The 19746-nt window shown below is 63.7% G+C and carries 17 protein-coding genes; 12 read left to right on the forward strand and 5 right to left on the reverse strand.

Annotated elements, in window-relative coordinates; all coding sequences use genetic code 11:
- Positions 1-15 precede the first annotated feature (15 nt).
- Genes QZ648_RS21390 through QZ648_RS21420 form a run of 7 tightly spaced genes read left to right on the forward strand, consistent with a single transcriptional unit; the run spans position 16 to position 6192 of the window.
- Positions 16-525 (forward strand): DUF4040 domain-containing protein, encoded by a 510-nt coding sequence (locus QZ648_RS21390; RefSeq protein ID WP_366144217.1) that lies wholly within the window; start codon positions 16-18, stop codon positions 523-525.
- Positions 522-941, forward strand: a complete 420-nt coding sequence (locus tag QZ648_RS21395; RefSeq protein WP_291998243.1) for a Na(+)/H(+) antiporter subunit B — start codon at positions 522-524, stop codon at positions 939-941. The genes QZ648_RS21390 and QZ648_RS21395 overlap by 4 nt, the downstream gene beginning before the upstream one ends.
- A gap of 2 nt (positions 942-943) precedes the next feature.
- Positions 944-1300, forward strand: coding sequence for a cation:proton antiporter subunit C (locus QZ648_RS21400; protein WP_291998244.1), 357 nt, complete (start codon positions 944-946; stop codon positions 1298-1300).
- A 14-nt stretch (positions 1301-1314) separates the two neighbouring features.
- Complete coding sequence (locus tag QZ648_RS21405) at positions 1315-2799, forward strand: monovalent cation/H+ antiporter subunit D family protein (RefSeq protein ID WP_291998245.1); 1485 nt, start codon at positions 1315-1317, stop codon at positions 2797-2799.
- On the forward strand, positions 2796-4262 hold the full coding sequence (locus tag QZ648_RS21410) for a proton-conducting transporter membrane subunit (protein ID WP_291998246.1): 1467 nt from the start codon (positions 2796-2798) through the stop codon (positions 4260-4262). The genes QZ648_RS21405 and QZ648_RS21410 overlap by 4 nt, the downstream gene beginning before the upstream one ends.
- On the forward strand, positions 4262-4516 hold the full coding sequence (locus tag QZ648_RS21415; RefSeq protein WP_291998247.1) for a hypothetical protein: 255 nt from the start codon (positions 4262-4264) through the stop codon (positions 4514-4516). Before QZ648_RS21410 ends, QZ648_RS21415 begins: the two co-directional genes overlap by 1 nt.
- Positions 4513-6192, forward strand: a complete 1680-nt coding sequence (locus QZ648_RS21420; protein ID WP_291998248.1) for a Na(+)/H(+) antiporter subunit D — start codon at positions 4513-4515, stop codon at positions 6190-6192. Before QZ648_RS21415 ends, QZ648_RS21420 begins: the two co-directional genes overlap by 4 nt.
- 20 nt (positions 6193-6212) lie before the next feature.
- On the opposite strand, the gene QZ648_RS21425 is transcribed toward QZ648_RS21420, so the two are convergent.
- The 4 genes from QZ648_RS21425 to QZ648_RS21440 all read right to left on the reverse strand — a co-directional run bounded on the left by QZ648_RS21425 (position 6213) and on the right by QZ648_RS21440 (position 10347).
- Positions 6213-6362 carry a hypothetical protein gene (locus QZ648_RS21425; protein WP_291998249.1) on the reverse strand — a complete coding sequence of 50 codons (150 nt, stop codon included), beginning with the start codon at positions 6360-6362 and terminating at the stop codon, positions 6213-6215.
- 38 nt (positions 6363-6400) lie between these two features.
- Entirely contained in the window at positions 6401-7852 is a 1452-nt protein-coding gene (nhaD, locus tag QZ648_RS21430; protein WP_291998250.1) for a sodium:proton antiporter NhaD, read from the reverse strand.
- 316 nt (positions 7853-8168) lie between these two features.
- A complete protein-coding gene (locus tag QZ648_RS21435; protein ID WP_169068014.1) occupies positions 8169-9044 on the reverse strand; it encodes an HDOD domain-containing protein in 876 nt (291 codons plus the stop codon).
- Positions 9034-10347, reverse strand: a complete 1314-nt coding sequence (locus tag QZ648_RS21440; RefSeq protein WP_291998251.1) for an EAL domain-containing protein — start codon at positions 10345-10347, stop codon at positions 9034-9036. Before QZ648_RS21440 ends, QZ648_RS21435 begins: the two co-directional genes overlap by 11 nt.
- Positions 10348-10613: 266 nt before the next feature.
- On the opposite strand from QZ648_RS21440, the gene QZ648_RS21445 reads away from it, so the two are divergent.
- On the forward strand, positions 10614-11909 hold the full coding sequence (locus QZ648_RS21445) for an ISL3 family transposase (protein ID WP_291996295.1): 1296 nt from the start codon (positions 10614-10616) through the stop codon (positions 11907-11909).
- 48 nt (positions 11910-11957) lie between these two features.
- Entirely contained in the window at positions 11958-12965 is a 1008-nt protein-coding gene (locus tag QZ648_RS21450) for an AraC family transcriptional regulator (protein ID WP_291998252.1), read from the forward strand.
- A gap of 193 nt (positions 12966-13158) precedes the next feature.
- On the opposite strand, the gene QZ648_RS21455 is transcribed toward QZ648_RS21450, so the two are convergent.
- Positions 13159-15261, reverse strand: coding sequence for a molybdopterin oxidoreductase family protein (locus tag QZ648_RS21455; RefSeq protein ID WP_291998253.1), 2103 nt, complete (start codon positions 15259-15261; stop codon positions 13159-13161).
- Between the two features lie 273 nt (positions 15262-15534).
- Here QZ648_RS21455 and QZ648_RS21460 point away from each other — a divergent pair, with 273 nt between their 5' ends.
- The 3 genes from QZ648_RS21460 (at position 15535) to QZ648_RS21470 (ending at position 19647) form a co-directional block, all read left to right on the forward strand.
- On the forward strand, positions 15535-16806 hold the full coding sequence (locus QZ648_RS21460) for a ChaN family lipoprotein (protein WP_291998254.1): 1272 nt from the start codon (positions 15535-15537) through the stop codon (positions 16804-16806).
- Positions 16803-18872: a M1 family aminopeptidase gene (locus QZ648_RS21465; protein ID WP_291998255.1), complete on the forward strand. Its 2070-nt coding sequence runs from the start codon at positions 16803-16805 to the stop codon at positions 18870-18872. Before QZ648_RS21460 ends, QZ648_RS21465 begins: the two co-directional genes overlap by 4 nt.
- A 217-nt stretch (positions 18873-19089) precedes the next feature.
- Positions 19090-19647, forward strand: a complete 558-nt coding sequence (locus QZ648_RS21470; RefSeq protein WP_248595573.1) for a hypothetical protein — start codon at positions 19090-19092, stop codon at positions 19645-19647.
- The last annotated feature ends 99 nt before the right edge of the window (positions 19648-19746 follow it).

The raw sequence follows: 19746 nt of genomic DNA on the forward strand, positions 1-19746 counted from the left end.
GTTCTGCTCACCCAGATGATGGTCGCTGTGGTGGCGCTGACGCATGTCCGCAATCTGTTTGCGGTGGTTGTCCTTTTTGGCCTGTACAGCTTCCTCACAGCCACGGTGATGGTCGCCCTGGACGCCGTCGATGTGGCGATGACCGAGGCGGCGGTGGGAGCCGGCGTGTCGACGGTGCTGCTACTCGGCGCCCTGCATCTATGCCGCAGCGAGGAAGAAAAGCCGGCCCACAAGCCCTGGCTACCGCTGGCAGTCACCATCGGTACCGGGCTGGTCCTGGTTTATGGCACCTGGGACCTGCCCGCATTTGGGGATCCCGAGGCACCGATCCATACGCACGTGGCACCGCGCTATCTGCAGGATGGCCCGCGTGAAACCGGGGTGCCGAACGTGGTCACCGCGGTCCTGGCGAGTTATCGCGGCTTCGACACCCTCGGCGAAACGACGGTGGTGTTTACCGCCGGCATTGGTGTCATCGCACTGCTGCGCCGGCGCCGACACGTGCGGGAGGACAAGAACACGTGAAAAACGACATGATCTTGCGCATCGTCGGCAAGCTGCTCATCCCTTTCATTCTGATGTTCGCGCTATACGTCCAGTTTCACGGCGATTTCGGACCCGGTGGCGGCTTCCAGGCCGGCACCATCGTCGCCGCGACGATGGTCTTCTACGCCATCATCTACGGCCTGAACACGGCCCGCCGCGTGCTCCCCGACTGGATCGTCGAAGCGATGATCGCCGCCGGCGTGTTGCTCTACCTGGGTGTCGGCTTCGCCGGCCTCTTGCTGGGCGGCAACTTCCTCGATTATTTCGTTCTCGATGCCGACCCCGTCGTTGGTCAGCACCGCGGCATTTTCTGGATAGAGCTCGGCGTGGCGATCACCGTCTGTGGCGTGCTGCTGAAGATTTTCTACCTCTTCGCGCGAAGAGGCCCGGACTGAGCATGAGCTTCTTCAGCCACTACGACTACTGGGTGATGCTTTTCCTGGCCATGGCCGGGCTATTCATCGTCATCGCCCGCGGCAATCTGATCAAGAAACTGGTTGGGCTGGCCATCCTGCAAACCTCGGTGTACCTGCTCTACCTCGCCCCGGGCAAGCTCATCGGCGGTACGGCACCGATTGTGCACACTGCTTTCACGCTGTACTCCAACCCGCTGCCGCACGTGCTGATCCTGACGGCGATCGTCGTCGGCGTGGCGACCCTGGCCCTGGGCCTGGCCTTGGCGATACGCATCCGTGAGGAGTACGGCACCATCGAAGAAGACGAGATCCTGCACAGCGACACGGCGCCGACGTAGAACGAGTCGGCCACATGAACTACGCCGAGCATCTCCCCGCGCTGCAGATCGTCCTGCCGCTGGCCAGCGCCCCGCTGGCAGTGCTTTTTCGCGATCGTTTGGCGGCTTTCCTGCTGGTCCTTGCGGCGTCATGGGCCGCCTTCGCGATCAGTATCCTGTTGTGGCTGCAAGTCGGCGAGACCGGGCCAATCTCCTACGCCATCGGTAGCTGGCCAGCGCCCTGGGGCATCGAGTATCGCGTCGACGCACTTTCCTCGCTGGTGTTGATGCTGGTCTCCGGTATCGGCGCGGTGGTTCTGCCCTACTGCCGCAGCAGCATCGTGCGCGAGATACGCCCGGACACCCACTACCTGTTCTACGCGATGTTCGCGCTCTGCCTGACCGGCCTGCTCGGCATCACCATCACCGGCGACGCCTTCAACCTCTTCGTCTTCCTCGAGATCTCCTCGCTCTCCTCCTACGTGCTGATCGCGCTCGGCAAGGACCGCCGCGCGCTGGTGGCCTCGTACCAGTATCTGATCATGGGCACCATCGGCGCCACCTTCATCGTCATTGGCGTCGGCCTGCTGTACCTGAAGACCGGCACCCTCAACCTGGCGGACATGGGCGTCCGCTTGCAGGACATGACCAGTCACCGACCGGTGCTGGCAGCCTTGGCGTTTCTCACCGTCGGCATCTCGCTGAAGCTGGCGCTCTTCCCCCTCCACCAGTGGCTGCCCAACGCCTACGCCTACGCGCCGTCGGCGGTATCGGCGTTCCTTGCCGCCACCGCGACCAAGGTGTCGGTGTACGCGCTGCTGCGCTTCTACTTCTCGGTGTTCGGGGAAACGGCGATCTTCAAACGGTTGCCGATGGAGGACATGATGCTGGTGCTGGCGCTGGCCGGAATGTTTGTCGCTTCGACGGTGGCCATTTTCCAGGACAATCTCAAGCGCCTGTTTGCCTACTCCAGCGTCGCCCAGATCGGTTACATCGTCCTCGGCATCTCCTTCGACTCGGTCACCGGGCTCACCGCCACCATCGTGCATCTGCTCAACCACGCGGTCACCAAGGGAGGCATCTTCCTGCTCCTCGGCGCAGTGATGGCCAGCATGGGCGGCGTCACTCTGGCACGGGTTCAGGGCATCGGGCGCGTCATGCCGGTGACCACTTTTGGCATTGTGCTGTGCGGACTGAGCCTGATCGGCGTTCCGGGCACGGCAGGCTTCGTCAGCAAGTGGTATCTGATCTTGGCAGCACTGGAAAAAGGTCAGTGGTGGCTGGTGTTCTTGATCGTTCTTTCGTCGCTGCTGGCCGTGGTCTACGTCTGGCGCTTCGTCGAGGCTGCCTACTTCCGTGCGCCGCGCGCCGATCTCCTGCAGGCTCGTGAGGCTTCCCTGGGCCTGGCGATTCCCGCCTGGATCCTGGTGGCGGCGACGATCTGGTTCGGCGTCGATACTTCGCTCACGGTCGGCTCTGCCGCCAGGGCGGCGGGCATGCTGCTCGGGGTGACGCCATGATCTCCGCCGAGACGCAGATCCTCGCCAGCCTCACGCTGCCTATCGTCGGCGCGCTCGTGATCGCCCTTTGTGGAAAACAGCCAAACCTGCGCGAGGCAGCGACGCTGATCACCGCCGCGCTGCTGCTCTCCTGCGTGGCGCCACTGCTGCCGATGGTTCTCGCCGGCGAGCGGCCGAGCCTGCTGCTCTTCGAGATGCTGCCGGGACTGCCGATCGCTTTCACGATCGAGCCGCTGGGCATGCTCTTCGCCCTCGTCGCCTCGGGCCTGTGGATCGTCAACTCGCTCTATTCGATCGGCTACATGCGCGGCAACAAGGAAGAGAAGCAGACGCGTTTCTACGTCTGCTTCGCGCTGGCCATCGCTGCGGCAATCGGTATCGCCTTTGCCGGCAACGTGTTCACGCTCTTCGTCTTCTACGAACTGCTGACGCTGGTCACCTACCCTCTGGTCACCCACCACGGCACCGACAAGGCAAAGGCCGGCGGGCGCACCTACCTGGGAATCCTGATCGGCACCTCGGTCGTCTTCCTGCTGCCGGCGCTGGTGTTCACCTGGTACGTCGCCGGCACCACCGACTTCACGCCGGGCGGCATCCTGGGCGGCAAGTTGTCCAACTTCGCGCTCGGCGGACTACTCGCCCTGTACATGTTCGGCATCGGCAAGGCCGCACTGATGCCTTTCCACCGCTGGCTGCCGGCGGCGATGGTGGCGCCCACCCCGGTTTCCGCCCTGCTGCATGCGGTGGCGGTAGTCAAGGCCGGGGTATTCAGCGTCGTCAAGGTCATCGTCTACGTCTTCGGCGCCGACACACTGGTCGCCCAGGGCGGCGCGGACTGGCTGACGGCGATCGCCGGCTTCACCATCATTGCTGCCTCGATCGTTGCGCTGCGCGCCGACAATCTGAAACGCCGCCTGGCCTATTCAACGATCGGCCAGCTGTCTTATGTCATCCTCGCGGCAGCACTGCTGACGCCGCTCTCGCTCGCTGCGGCGGCCTTGCACATTGCGGCGCACGCCGCCGGCAAGATCACCCTGTTCTTCGCCGCCGGCGCCATCTACACCGCGGCGCACAAGACCAATGTCTCCGAACTGGATGGCATCGGCCGGCGCATGCCCTGGACCATGGGCGCTTTCGCCATCGGCGCCCTGTCGATGATCGGCCTGCCGCCGGCGGCCGGCTTCGTCTCGAAGTGGTACCTTTTGTCCGGCGCAATGAGTACCGAGCAGTGGGCGGTCGTCGTCGTGCTGCTGGCCAGCACTCTGCTCAATGCCGGCTATTTCGTGCCCATCGTCTACCGAGCTTTTTTCCGCCCGCTGTCGGCCGCGGATGAGCATCACCCGCATGGCGAGGCGCCTCTGCTCATGGTCGTCGCGCTGACAACGACGGCCGCTGCCACGCTGGCTCTCTTCTTTTTTCCCGGCGTGCCGCTGGCGCTGGCGCAGCAAATGCTCGGAGGCTGATGGTGAGCACTGAAACGCACTGGCTGGTACGCCCGAAAACCATCAAGCTGTTGTGGCGCGTTTTCATCGCCGTGCTGACACTCACCGTCGCTGCCGAACTCGTCGTCCATCTACATCCGCATTTCGGCTTCGACGGCTGGTTCGGCTTCCATGCCTGGTACGGCTTCCTCACCTGTGCCGCGATGATCATCTTTGCCAAGGGCCTCGGCCTGCTGATCAAGCGACCGGACACCTATTACGGGGAGGACCGATGATCGTCCACCCCGCGCTGATCCTCGTCCTCGGCGCCCTGATCCTGCCCTGGCTGCCGCGCTCAACACGTCAGGCGGCCGTCATCGGACTGCCCCTGGCCGCGCTATGGGCCGTCTGGCAGGTGCCGGACGGCGCGGTCTGGCAACTACAGTTTCTTGATTACACGCTGACGCCGCTGGCCGGCGACAAGCTGACGCGCCTGTTCGCCACGATTTTTTCGCTGATGGCCGCCGTCGGCGGTTTGTTTTCGCTGCAGCAGGAGAGCCGCCTCGAAGTACCAGCGGCGATGTTCTACGCCGGTTCGGCCATTGGCGTCGTCTTCGCCGGCGACCTGATCACCGTCTTCATCTTCTGGGAGCTGATGGCCATTGGCTCGACGCTCGTCATCTGGAGCGCCGGCAACCGCAGCGCCTATTCTGCCAGCATGCGCTACATGGCGATCCACCTGCTCGGCGGCGTGGTGCTGATGGCCGGCATCGCCGGTCATGTCGCCGCCACCGGCTCGGTGGCCTTCGTGGCCATGGCGCCGGGATCGTGGGCACAGTGGCTGATCCTCGCCGGCGTACTGATCAATGCCGGCGCACCGCCACTTTCCGCGTGGCTGCCGGATGCCTATCCGGAGGCTTCGTGGAGCGGTACCGTGTTCCTCTCGGCCTTCACCACCAAGACGGCGGTTTACGTCCTGCTGCGCGGTTTCCCCGGTACCGAGTTGCTGATCTGGGTCGGCATGTTCATGATCTTCTACGGCATCGTCTACGCCTTGCTCGAAAACGACATGCGGCGCATCCTCGCCTACTCGATCGTCAATCAGGTCGGCTTCATGGTGGTCGGCATCGGTATCGGCACCGAAATGGCGCTGAACGGCGCCGCGGCGCACGCCTTTGCGCACATCATCTACAAGGCGCTGCTGCTGATGTCCGCCGGTGCCGTGATGTACCGCACCGGGCTGCGCAAATGTACCGACCTCGGCGGCCTGTTCCAGAGCATGCCCGTTACCGCAGTGTGCGGCATCATCGGCGCGCTCGCCATTTCCTCTTTCCCATGGACCTCGGGCTTCGTCAGCAAGTCGATGATCTCCCAGGCCGCCGGAGATCAGCACCTGACCTTTGTCTGGCTGGGCCTGGCGGCGGCCTCGGCGGGTGTCTTCCTGCATGCCGGCATCAAGTTTCCCTGGTTCGTCTTTTTCCAGAAGGATTCCGGGCTGCGCCCCGCCGATCCGCCGGCGAGCATGCAGACGGCGATGCTCGTCTTCGCCGCCCTGTGTATCGGCCTGGGACTGGTCCCCGGCCCACTCTACGCCCTGCTACCCTTTGCGGTGGACTACCAACCGTACAGTGGTGCGCACGTCGTGACGCAACTTCAATTGCTGCTGTTCTCTGGCCTGGCGTTCTTCGTCATGCTCGAGTACCTGAAGCGCACCCTGACCATTTCGCTCGATTTCGACTGGTTCTATCGCGTCTTCGCCCGCCGCCTCACTGAAATGCTGACGCCGCTATTTACCGGCATGATCAGCGGAGTTGAGCGCTTCGCCGCTGCACTGGCAAGTCGCGGCGGCGAAGAACTGCGCCGACACCATGGCCCGCTCGGCGCCCTGGCACGGACCTGGCCCACGGGTAGCATGGCGCTGTGGGTGACAATAATGCTGCTCGCCTGGCTGGTTCTGTATTACCTGTTCTGACCAGGGGCTCCCCATCGCTTTCAGATGACCTGGCGAGCAAGGCAGGCGACATCGGCGACGTTGCCGAACAGCTCGTCGGCTGCGACGCCATCGTCCTGCCGCGCCCGCGTTGCCACACTGCTGGTCCGGGAAGTGGCGACAGTAGCACTTTCGCCGAGCGAGCGTGCCAAGCGGGCTTCCACTGGAGCGGCCGCAACTGCAACGCCCTTTAGAACATCGCGCTATTGATCCACAGGTGCGTAGCGATACCGGCAGCGTAGCCGAGGGCGATGACCGGCGTCCATTTAAGGTGGCCGAAGAAGGTGTATTTGCCGCGTGCCTGACCCATCAGCCCCACGCCCGCGGCCGAACCGATGGACAGCAGGGAACCGCCCACGCCGGTGGTGAGCGTCACCAGCAGCCACTGCCCTGTCGACATGTCGGGCATCATGGTCAACACGGCAAACATCACCGGGATGTTGTCGACGATCGCCGACAGGATACCGATCGCGATATTGGCATTGGTCGCGCCCCAGTCGCCATACATCAGCTCGGAAGCCTTCGCCAGGTAGCCAATGAAGCCGAGGCCGCCGACGCATAGCACCACGCCGTAGAAGAAGAGCAGGGTATCCCACTCGGCGCGGGCAATCTTGTTGAATACGTCGAACGCCGGCAGGCTGCCCAGCTGCTCGTCGTGACTGCACTCGGTCCGGAATTGACGGCTGGTCATGCCGTACTCACGGTACACGGTTTTCTTCAGGTAATAGCCGAAGAACTGCAGATAGGCCAGGCCGGTCAGCATGCCGATGACCGGTGGCAGATACATGAAGTTGTGGTAGCCGACGGCGGTGGCGATGGTCAGCAGGAACAACGCAATGATGCGCCTGGCGCCACGTTTCATCACCACGACCTTACCACCCCCGCGCGGTTGTACGTTCGGGACCGACATCGACATGATGGCGGCCGGCAACAGCCAGTTGACCAGCGCGGGAATGAACAGGGCAAAGAAGGACCCGAAACCGATCCCACCCTGCGGCGTCTCTATCCCTTTCTGCCAGACCATCAGGGTGGTGATGTCGCCAAAGGGGCTGAAGGCGCCACCGGCGTTTGCCGCCACGACGATATTTATGCAGGCAAGCAGAACAAACTTGGAGTTTTCGCCGCCGACCGCCATAACCACCGCACACATCAGCAGGGCGGTGGTCAGGTTATCTGGCACCGGGGAGATGAAGAACGCCAGCACGCCGGTTATCCAGAACAGTTTGCGCAGTCCGTAGCCCTTCTCGATCAGCCACGAGCGCAGGGCCTCGAACACATTGCGCTCGCTCATGGCATTGATGTAGGTCATCGCGACCAGCAGGAACAACATCAGCTCGGCGTATTCGACCAGGTTATGCCGCACGGCCATTTCTGCGGCATAGTTCATGCCGTGGCCAGCATAGACGATGCCGATCAGCGCCCAGATAAGGCCGGCGGCCAGGATCACCGGTTTGGACTTGCGTAGCTGGGTGAATTCCTCCGCCATCACCAGTGCGTAAGCGAAGCCAAAGATGGCCAGGGCTGCGAAACCAACCCAGTGTGCAGTCAGGTCAAGGCGCTCGCCCCCCCCTGCGGAGGCCCATGTCGGAGCCGGCGCCAGAAACAGCAGCGGGGGAATAAGCAGGCGCGAGGGCGTTGTCATTTTGTTCTCCGTGATTATCGACTGTCGCCGTGGCTAGCTTTCGACGCTCCACCACGCAGTATCCGCAGTATCCAGGACCGCCTCTACCTTAGAAGGGGCCACGTGTGGGGTCAAGTCATTGTTGCGGCTTGGCAATATTGGCTCACACGCAGAGCTGCGCGCACGTCCTGCGAAATGGCTGTTGCCCCTGCGTGGCCATTTTTTACTCGAAGGGCGCCGCCCCCTTCGGTCGGGGTGTTCGTCTGTTCGTCTGGCGCTGGAGCCTCGAACGTAACGCTGCCCGGCCTGGATCGAGCGCAGCAGCGATCTCGAATCGCTACTCGTTACGTTTGATCAGAGCCGCACCCTCGTCGTAGAGCTCCGTCAACTTGCCTTCGTCGAGGTTGAGGAGACGCAGGCAGGACGGGCCAAGTTTCTGCCATTCTTCGGTGTGACTGCCGCCGGTGACGTACTGCAGGATGTGCTCGGCGGTCTGGCTGGCAGCCACCAGATAGCGGCTGGCGCCTGGTAGACCGGAATCGAAATGGTCGATCACGTCGCGGTCGTGATGGTAGCGGATTGCCAGGCAGATTTCCTCCGGCAGCCACCAGTTCTGCGCCAGCAAACAGCCGACCAGGCTGTGATTGGTCGGCAGCAGATCCTCTTCGATGTCGGTAAAAGAGCGTTCGGCCTCGTGGTTGGCGCGATCCAGCATCTTCATGTAGTCGGGAAAACGGCGCAATAGAATGACGATGCCGCAATCCCTGAACAGGCCGTAGGTGTAGGCATCGTCAGCGCGCAGCCCCGATTTCCTGACGGTCTGGGCCAGCCAGCCGGAGAGGGCGGCAATCTGGGCCGACGCCTGCCAGAAGCGCTCGTAGTGCGCGGAACCGGGAAACGCCTGGCGCAGGCTGATCGCGGCGATGGCTCGGCTGCTTGCGTCAAGGCCGAGCATGAGCAGTGCTTCCTGGACCGAACGGCAGCGGCTGCGACAACCAAAATAAGGCGAGTTAACGGTCTTGATCAGGCCCGCGGCGAGGCTGACATCGGCGCCGATCTGTTGGCCGATGAGCGTGAAATTGGGCATATCTTTGCGCATCTCGTGGCAAATCCGATCGATGATCGTCGGTCGCGGAGGAATGTCGATGTCGCGGATCGTTCGCTCGAGCACCGCGGCGAGCCGGCCTTGTCCCGCTTGCGTGTCAAAACTCATGTGTCGTTCTCTCCTTCAGCCACGCCAGCATGGCTTCTTCCGGCATCGGTCGGGCATGAAAGTAGCCCTGCACCGCATCCACCGCGGCGCTCTCGACAGCCGCCTGCTGTTCGGCAGTTTCAACCCCTTCGGCGATCACCGTCATGCCCAGCTCACGCCCGAGCATGGCCATGGCTTTCACCACCGCGTAGGCGCGCCGGTCCTCCGGCAGAACCTTGATGAACGAGCGGTCGAGCTTGAGCTTGCTGGCCGGCAGATCCTTGAGGATGGAAAGGCTGGAGTAGCCGCAGCCGAAATCGTCGATCGCCATCCCGACGCCAGCCGCGCGAACGCTGCGCAAATTGTTCTGCACGGTTTCCGAAACATCGAGGAACAGCGATTCGGTGAATTCGAGTTCGATGAGTGCCGGCGCCACGTTGGCGCAAATCAGCGCCGCCTGTAGCGCGGGCGCGAAGCTACGCGAAGTAAGTTGGGCACGCGAGACGTTGATCGCCACCTTGGTCGCTACTCCTTCGTCGCGTAGCCGGGCGGCGAATTGCGCGCCTTGCAGCAGGCTCCATTCGCCAAGGCGGACGATGAGCCCGGTTTTCTCGGCAACCGGGATGAATTTGCCGGGCATCAAGCGTCGTCGGGGCAGGTTGCAGCGCATCAATGCTTCGACGGCCTCGATACGGCCGTCGACACCCACCAGCGGCTGGTACTCGAGCGACAGACCACCGCTTTCCAGGGCCCGGTGCAGATCCCCCTCGACGGCCAGCTCTTCGCGAGCCAGTTGCACGCCCTGCCGACCGGTGACCCGTTCATCGCCTGAAACGACCACTCTTTTACCGCCGCGGCGCTTGGCTTCCAGCATTGCCCGCTCAGCCCGTTCCAACAATCTTAGCGAGTCTTCACCGGCTTCGTGCAACGCGATGCCCATGCTTATTGATGGACGCATCAGCAGATTGTCGATAAGCAGCGGACGTTCGATCTCGACAAGCAACATCGCCCCGATTTCTGCCGCCATCTGCAGGACCGCCGAAGGAATCAGGGCTACGAATTCGTCGCTACCCATGCGCAAAAGGATACTGTCGCCGCTCAAGGCCAGCCGCAAGCGCTCTGCCACCAGCGCAATGACACGGTCACCACCGGCATGACCGAAGGATTCGTTGATTTGCCGGAAACGGTCGATATCCATCCACAATACGGCCAATGGGCTAGCTGTCGACTCCGCCTCGGTGACCGCCCGCGCGGCCGCGTGCAGGCCGGAGGAACGGCTCAGAAAACCGGTGATGGGGTCGCGGCCTGGACGATTGTCGTGCATCGGAATGGGGTAGCTGCGGTAAGCCTGCTAATTCGAAAGGCTTCAGCGTAGGCATGGCGACCACTTCCTCCTTGACCGCGCGCGCCATTCGTTTCACCATTTGTGGGCTCTATGTCGTTTCGTGTGGAACGGGCGCTGGTTTTGGCGGTTTGAGGGGGCGGCGATGTCAAGGGCGGACGCAGTCCGGGCGCAGCCGAACCCTTTACATCGCTGCCCGCTCGCTTACGCTTCCTCCGGGCCGAGGAAGGCAGTCTGCCGCCCTCGGCATGGAGGACAATAGCGGCCTTTCCTCTCGCGGCCTCTTCCTCATGATTGAAACGCTGTTCACCCAGGCTCTGGGCCTCGTTGCTCCTTGGCAGGTAGCTGAAGTCATCTTCAAGCCAGAGTCGGGACGGATCGATTTCCAGGTCCGATTTGGCGCGGCCAATCATGCTTGCCCGGCTTGCGGTGCGGCAGCGCAGCCGCTGCATGACCGCTTGGCGCGTTCCTGGCGCCATATGGATTTCTTTCAGTACGAAGCCCACCTGCATGCCGAGGTGCCGCGAGTGGCCTGTGCCGGTTGCGGCAAGGTCACGCAGATCGCCGTGCCTTGGGCGCGAGAAGGCAGTCGCTTCACCCTGCTGTTCGAGGCTTTGACGCTGATGCTGGCGCCGACCATGTCGGTCCTGGCGGCCGGCCGACTGCTGCGTGTGCGCAGTCGCAGACTGTGGCGCGTGATCAATCATCATGTGGGCCAAGCGCGTGCGCAGGAAAGTCATGCCGAGGTTCGCGTGATTGGCGTCGATGAGACCGCCAGTAAGCGCGGCCAGACGTACATCTCTGTTTTTTATGATCTTGATGCACAGCGCTTGCTGTTTGCGACGCCGGGACGGGACAAGGCCACGCTCGGGAAGTTCGCCAGCGACCTTACCGAGCATGGTGGTCAGCCGACCGCGATCACCCATGTCAGCATGGACATGAGCGGCTCGTTCCAGGCCGGCGCCGCCGAGCACTTTCCAGCAGCCGAGGTCTGCTTTGACCGCTTTCACGTCGTTGCTCTGAGCAGCACGGCGCTGGACGAGGTGCGACGAGCAGAGGTCAAGAGCGAACCCGAACTGAAGGGCACCCGCTGGGGCCTGCACAAGAAGCCCGCCGACTGGACCGTCAAACAAACCGAGACCATGCACTGGTTGCAGCGCTCGAACCTCAAGACCGCACGGGCCTGGCGGATCAAGCAGGCGCTGCGCTCCATCTACGCCACCGCCACGACACCTGACGAGGCCACGCCCCTGCTCAAGCGCTGGCTCAGCTGGGCCAGCCGCTGCCGACTCGAACCATTCAAGCGCCTCGGCAGGACGATCAGCAAGCATCTTCCTGGCGTACTCAACGGTTTTAACGCCGGCAAACACAACGGCCGCGTCGAAGCGATGAATCGATCGCTCCAGGAGGCGCGCGCACGGGCGCGCGGCTATCGCCGCGTCGAAAACTTCATCGCCATGGCCTACCTTATCGCTGGGAAGCTCACTCATTTGCCCACCTCGCCCTTCGCCCCGTTCTTGCCCGTTCCACAGGAAACGACCTAAACCCCATTTGTGCCAACCCCTCGTCAACTTCATTGCGGATTGCCATCAATGACCAAGGAGAGCACGCTCGCCAGCTCGTGGCTGATTCTTTTTCGCCTCCTCGAAGCGCATGGCGTCGAAGCTCACACGTGGCTGCGCGAGTTGGGCGTGGACCCGGAACTGGCACGACAGCCCGGCGCGCGAATACCCAGCTGGGTGGTCGATGTCGTCATTGCCCGCGCCGCCGCCGTGATCGACGATCCGGCTTTCGGACTGGCAGCGGCCGAGTGCTGGCATCCGTCCAACCTGGGAGTGCTGGGCTATGCGTGGTTGTCGAGCAGCACGCTGCGGCAGGGATTGCAGCGCATGCAGCGCTATGCCCGCATTATCGGCGACCGTTGGGGCTGCCGTTGCGTCGACGAGACGAACGGGCTGCGTTTTGTCTATGATCACAACCGTAGCGACCTGGTCGTCGGACACGTCATGAGCGACTACTCTCTCGCACTCATCGTCGCCATGTGTCGCAGCAATTTCGCCCGCAAGCTCAACCCGGTGCGCATCTTTTTGCGCCGGCCTGCGCCGGCAGACCCGCGCCCGTACCAGGATTTCTACGCTTGCGACGTGCACTTCGGGGCGGATGAGGACGCTTTCGTACTCGCCACTGCCGACGCCGAAATGCCCTTGCGAACGGCCAACCGCGAACTGGCAGCGGCCTTCGACGCGATTCTTGCCGAACAACTGGCCGCGCACAGCAAAGAGGACTTCATTTCGCGCTGCCAGGTCTTCCTGCTAAAACAACTGACTTCGGGTGAACCCAGAGTAGACGATCTGGTCAATACCCTGAGCATGAGCCGACGCACTTTGCAGCGCAAACTCCGGGAACAGGGCACCAGCTACCATGAGCTTCTCGAAGAAACACGCTATGAACTGGCCAAAAACTACCTTCAGGAATCGACCAAGAGCGTAACGGAAATTACCTTTCTGCTCGGCTTCTCGGAACAAGGCGCGTTCACCCGCGCCTTCAAGCGCTGGAGCGGTGCCGCGCCGCGTGACTATCGCACGGCATTGGCGAGCTAGAACGCCGAGGCTCGCGGCCGCTATGGCAAGAACCGCGGACGGCGTCACATTGCTGCACACGGAGGGGGTCACGGCGAACATTACTACTGCAGCTTTTTGTGGCCGTGCTCAAACTTGCGGACCGCGCGACTTGCCGCGATATAGCGTACGGCCGTCTCTGCGCAGCCGAGCGCCGACCCGGGCGGCCAACAAGCTAGCCGGCGAGTCGCGCTTCAGACGGGACGCCGGCAACCTCGACCAGACAATCGTAGAAAGTGGCGCCGCCGCCGATATCGGTGAGTGCCTGGCTGGTCACTTCGTTGCAGTTGCGACCGTCGGGGGAAAGCTTGCGCCACCAGATCGAGGTGGCCATGGCGACACCGGGGCGAACGCGGTCGCTGACGATGGCACGGGCCTGGAACTCGCCACGGCGGTTGAAGATGCGTACCAGGCTGTCGTCGGCGATGCCCCGTGCCGCCGCGTCGGCCGGATGCAGATGGATCGCCGGCGACCTTTCCTGGGCCAGGAAACGTGCCGAGTTGGCAAAGCTGGTGTTCAGGAAGTTGCGCGCCGGCGGGGTGATCAGGGCCAGCGGAAACTCGCTGGCCAGCGGACTCTGCCGCCATTCGCGCGGGGCGATGAAGTCCGGCAAGGGGTCGACGCCGGCGCTGCCAAGAACCGTGCTGTAGAACTCGCATTTTCCTGAGGGCGTTGGGAAGCCGCCATTGGCGAAGGGCGCGGTAGCGCGTGGCAGGTTCAGCCGGGCATGTCCGTCGGCCTTGAGCTTCTCCCACGACAGGCCGGCCAGACGCGGGTCCTTCCAGTCGAAGGCCTGACGACAGAGGTCTTCGTCGGAGTCGGCAAAGCACGCTTCGCTGAAAGCCATCGCGCCGGCCAGGCGACGGAAAAGTTCGGTATTCGACACGGCTTCGCCAAGTGGCGCGATCGCCGGCTGATTGACCTGGATATGCAGGTGCCCATAGGACTTGTGGATGTCGAGCTGTTCCACGTGGCTGGTCGCCGGCAGGAGGATGTCGGCGTAGTCGGCGGTGTCGGTCTGGAAGAGATCATGGACGACGGTGAACAGGTCGTCACGGGCAAAGCCACGCACGACTTCGCCCGATTGCGGTGCGATCGCCACCGGATTGCTGTTGTAAACGAACAGCGCCTTGATCGGCGGCCGGGCGCGCAGCAGATCCTGGCCGATGGTGCTCATATTGATCATTCGCGGCGTCGGGCTGGGCATCAGATCAGGGCGTTCGAGGGCGGCGCTATCGACCGGGTAGTTGCCCGAGCTGGAAAGCAGGATGCCGCCGGCAGGGTGTCGCCAGGCACCGGTAAGTGCCGGCAGGCAGGCCAGTGTGCGCAGCGCCATGCCGCCGCCGGCGGTGCGGTTGATGCCGTAGTTGGTACGAATCGCGGCCGGGGTCGTGCTGCCGTACTCGCGCGCCAGTTGCTCGACTTCGCTGGCGTCAATGCCGCAAATCGTCGCTACCCGCGCCGGCGGGTAGTGCAGCGCGCGCTCCTTGAGGGCGTCGAAGCCGAGCGTATGCTGGGCGATATAGTCGTAATCAAGGAGCTCGTCGCGGATCAGCACGTGCATCAGCCCAAGTGCCAGTGCGCTGTCGGTTCCCGGCAGCAGCGCGATGTGCTGGTCGCACTTGTCGGCGGTCGCCGTACGGCAGGGGTCGATGGCGATCAGGCGTGCACCGCGTCGTTTCGCTTCCTGCGCCAACCGCCAGAAGTGCAGGTTGGAGACGACGCTGTTGCTGCCCCAGATGATGATCAGGCGCGCATCGACGACGTTCTCGACGTCGAAGCCGAAGCTGCCGCCGATACTGGCGCGGTAGCCCATTGCGCCAGCACTGGCGCAGATCGTGCGGTCGAGCTGCGACGCTCCGAGGCGGTGAAAGAAGCGGCGATCCATCGAAGCGTAGCCGAGCAGGCCGGAGTTGCCGGCGTAGCTGTAGGGAACGATCGCTTCGGCACCGTCGCTGGCGATGATCTGGCGATAGCGATCGGCGATCGTCGCCAGCGCCTGCGGCCACGAAATGCGTTCGAAAGCCGCGCCAGGGCCTTTGGGTCCGATCCGACGCAAGGGATAGAGCAAGCGCTCCGGGTGGTAGATACGCTCGGGGTAAAAGGCGACCTTGGTACAGAGCACGCCAGCGGTCGGCGCGTGATCGGCAGCGCCGGCAACCTTGACGACGCGACCGTCGCTGACGCTCACTTCGAGGGCGCAGGTATCCGGGCAGTCGTGCGGACAGGCGCCGCGGACGCTGTGTGTATCGGCAGGGGTGGAGGGGGGCGAGACCATGGCACTTTACCCGTTCTGGTGGCGATGCTTCGAAGATAGCAGCTTCCGCCGCTTTTCGGCAGCCTTTGCCATGGCCTGGCAGCGGCGCCAACCGACTGGTCGCTGGCCGCTGCGGTGGCATGCCCGGACGGGAAGTGCGGCCTGCCGATGCGAACGCTTTCTGTCCTATGATGTCGGTACAGGTCTAACTGCCGCAGCAGTCAATGCGTCGCCATGCCCAGGGCGGGGCAAGGCCCTCTTTCCCGACCAGGACCACCCGCAGAGCCACCCGCCATGATGCCACTCTCTTCTCGCCGTTTTGCCGCCCGTTTTGCTTCCCTATCCGGTCCGCGATCGAAGTTCGCGCTGCTCCTGCTTGCAGCTGTTGGCAGCACCCTGCTCGGCGCACTGGTCGCCGACAGCAGCGCAGCAGGCAACGCAAGAGCCCAGGCCCAAGCCTGTCTGACACCAGCCAGCTGGGCGGTGTTGACCGATCAACAGCCGCAGACGGTCAGCAAGCAGCAGATCCTGGCCGACTTGATCGGACGCGAGGTGCTGCTGCTCGGCGAACAGCATGACGACGCCGATCACCACCAATGGCAGTTGCAGGTGCTCGCGGGGCTGCACGCGCTGCGTCCGGACATGGTCATCGGCTTCGAAATGTTTCCCCGCCGCCTGCAGCCGGTACTCGATCGCTGGGTAGCCGGCGAACTGAGCGTCAAGGAGTTCCTGCGCCAGGCGGAGTGGGAAAAAGTCTGGAACACGCCGCCAGAACTGTATTTGCCACTGTTCGAGTTCGCGCGCCTGAACCGGATTCCGATGCTGGCCTTGAACATCGACCAGGAACTGACGCGCAAGATTGCCGACCAGGGCTGGAAGGCAATAGCGCGTGCCGAACGCGAAGGCGTCGGCCAGGCGGCCGCGCCGCCGGACGCCTACCGCGACTTCCTCTTCGAGATTTATCGCCAGCACGCGACGATGCGCGGTAAATCGACCAAGGCAAAGCCCGGCGACGCCGCTTTTGCCCACTTCGTAGACTCGCAGCTGGCCTGGGATCGGGCGATGGCGGAAGTGCTCGCCGCTCAGGCAAAGCCGACGGCGGCCGGCGGCAAAGCGCTGATCGTCGGGATCATGGGCAGCGGCCACCTGCGCTTCGGGCATGGTGTGCCGCACCAGTTGCGCGATCTCGGCGTGCGCTCGATCGGCACGCTGTTGCCGATGGCGGCGAGCAGTCCTTGCGAGGAGCTTTACCCGGGGCTCGCAGACGCCGTCTTCATGGTGCCGACGCCGCCGCTCGTGCCGATCGCACCGCCGCGCCTTGGCGTGGCGCTCGAAAGCAAGGACGGGAAAATACTGGTCGCCAGCGTGAGCAAGGCTAGCCTGGCCGAGAAAAGCGGTCTGCAGGATGGTGACCAGATCCTCGCCGTCGCCGGCCAGCCGCTGTCCGGCCTGACGTCGCTGCTGAACTCGATACGACAGCAGCCGCCGGGAACCTGGTTGCCACTGCAGATCGGGCGCGCCGACGAAAAAATCGAAATCGTCGTCAAATTCCCGGCCGAACGATGAGTCGCTGGCAAGCGCTGCGCTCGCTGCTGCTGCCGTTGCTGGCGCTGACGATGCCTGCTTGGGCACTCGCTGCACCACCCGTGCCAGCGGCGCATCTGGCACTCGAACTCACTCTCGATCCGGGCACTCGCCAGCTCGCCGTGGTCGCCTCGGTAAGCCCCGGCGAGCGAAATTTTCGCTTTGCACTGCACGAGTCCCTGCACATCGAGACGGCGTCGGTCGACGGGCAAGCGATCGTGCTCCGGCCGGCCGGGCAGCAGGGAAATCTGCGCGCCTGGCAGGCACGATTGCCGACAGCCGATGCCACGCTGCGCATCGAATACCAGGGCACACTACCGGCTCTCGCTGGGCACCTGGACCATCGCCAGGTACTCGGGCGACTGCCGCCGATGGCGGCTGTGGAAGGTAGTTTTCTACCTGCCGGCAGCGGCTGGTATCCACAGCCAGCGGCTTTGTTCACCTACCGCGTTCGCCTGAGCGTCCCCGGCGAGCAACGCGCGCTGGTCGCCGGCCGGCTGCTCGAAGAGGAATCACCGGCGGCCGCCGGCGATCACTATCGCGCCAGCTTCGAGTTTGTCCATCCGGCGGACGGCATCGACCTGATGGCCGGCCCGTGGATCGTTCGCGAGAGGATGATGCCGACCAGTTACGCCGCACCCTTGCGCCTGCGCACTTATTTTACGCGCGAGCTGGACGAGATCGCTGGCCTGGCCGACGCCTACCTCGAGGACACGGGCGCCTATATCAAGCGCTATGGGCGGGAAATCGGCGCCTATCCGTTCAGTGGCTTTTCGGTGGTTGCCAGTCCGCTGCCGACCGGCTTCGGCATGCCGACCCTGACCTATCTCGGTGCCGAAGTGCTCAAGCTGCCTTTCATTCGGGCCACCTCGCTGGGCCACGAGATCCTCCATAACTGGTGGGGAAACGGCGTCTACGTCGATTATGCGACAGGTAACTGGGCCGAAGGCTTGACCACTTTCATGGCCGATTACGCTTACAAGGAAAACGAATCGGCTGACGCCGCGCGCGCCATGCGCCTCGGCTGGCTACGCGATTTCGCGGCGCTACCGGCGGCCAGCCGGCAGACCCTGGCTTCCTTCCGCTCGCGAACGCACGGCGCGGCGGCGGCGGTCGGTTACGGCAAGGCGGCGATGCTCTTCGTGATGTTGCGCGACCTGCTCGGCGAACAACAGTTCCGCGCGGGCCTGCAGCTGTTCTGGCAACAGCAGCGCTTTCGCATCGCCGCCTGGGACGACCTGCGGCAAGCCTTCGAGCAGGCGTCGGGACAGTCGCTGACAATTTTCTTCAGGCAGTGGCTGGAGCGCGACGGCGCACCCAAACTGCAGATCCAGAGCGCCAGCACCAGCACGCTCGCCAGCGGCACAGGCCTGACCATCGAAGTAACACAGAGCGCACCCGCCTACGCCCTGCGTCTGCCCATCGAAGTGAACTATGGCCAGCGCTCCGAAAACCGTGCCGTCGACATCGACGGCCTGCAGCAGAAAGTCGCTCTGGCAGTCGACGGCCCGGCGCAGAGTGTCGTCCTCGATCCGCAACTGCGCCTCTGGCGATTGCTCGACGCCGCGCAACTGCCGCCGATCCTGCGCCAGTGGATCGTCGCCCGCGGGCCGCGGCTACTGCAGGTCTCGAACCCTCCCGAGGTGCGCGAGGCAGCAGCAGCGCTGGGCGCACGGGTCTTTGAAGCCGCGCCACGGGAAATCCCGCCAGGCGATCTGCGCAAGACGACGACCCCGGCATTGATGATCGGCCTGCATGCCGACGTTGATGCGGCGTTGACGGCAACCGGCTTGCCGCCGCGTCCGCAGCAGCTCGAGCAGCAGGGAAGCGCCCAGGTATGGACCATTGCTGGCCAGGCGGAGGTGCCGATTGCCGTCGTTTCGGCACGCGACGCCGGCTCTCTGCGCGCCCTGCTGCGCCCACTGCCGCACTACGGCAGCCAGAGCTGGCTGGTCTTCGAGGGCAGTCGCGCGCGCGCGCGCGGCGTCTGGCCAATCATCGAGCAGCCAGTGCCGGTCAGCACGGCCGGCCGAAAGGCCGGCGACTAAGCGCCACGCCAATGCCTGCGTGCCGCCTGCCGGCACCTTGCGGACGCCGCCAAGCCTGACAAAACCGGGAAAGCCGTGCTATCGTTCTGCCTTTTCGTCTCGACCCTCGCAAAATGCGTTGCTTTTGCGGCGGCGCACTGACTTTCTACGCGATCGAACCGATTCGCACCGTTCCAGCCACTAATGCCGCCGCGCGACGCGTGCAGGGAGACTGATGATGCCGTTTTTGAAACGAACAATTGCCACATTGGCGGCAACGACACTGGCCGTTCCCGCCGTCATGGCGCAACACATCGCACAGACCCCGCCAGAGGCGGACGCCAAGACCGCCTGGAGTGCGCCCGAGCCGTGGCGAACCGACCGTTTCTACCTGCAGACCAGCATCGCATCGGTGCACTTCGACCCGGACGACGAGCACGACAATTCGCAGGCCCTGATCAACCCCGAGTGGCGCCTGGACAAGCAGTGGCTAAAGGGTCAGGTGCTGGTCGGCGCAGCCAGTTTCGACAACTCCTTTGGCCAAGCTACCTGGTATGCCTACGGCGGCCTCCTCTGGCGGCCGGTCGAGACGGTGCAACCGTTCTACCTGAAGCTTACCGCTGGCGTCATACATGGTTATCGGGGTGAGTATCAGGACAAGATCCCGATGAACGGCTCCGGGTATGCTCCTGCCATCATACCGTCGATGGGTTACTGCTATAACCGCTTCTGTTCGGAGGTGGTGCTTTTCGGCGCGGCAGGCATGATGTGGACTGTCGGAATGACGCTGCCCTGAGCGTCGTTCTGCTGCCAAGAAGATATAGCTGCATTCGTCGCGCAGGTTGGCGGCGGCCAAACCGAGCTGCGCTACTTTCCAGCCTTATGCGGCGATTTG

It is taken from the genome of Candidatus Accumulibacter sp. ACC012 (genome assembly GCF_907163155.1).
In the GTDB taxonomy this organism is placed as follows: domain Bacteria; phylum Pseudomonadota; class Gammaproteobacteria; order Burkholderiales; family Rhodocyclaceae; genus Accumulibacter; species Accumulibacter delftensis.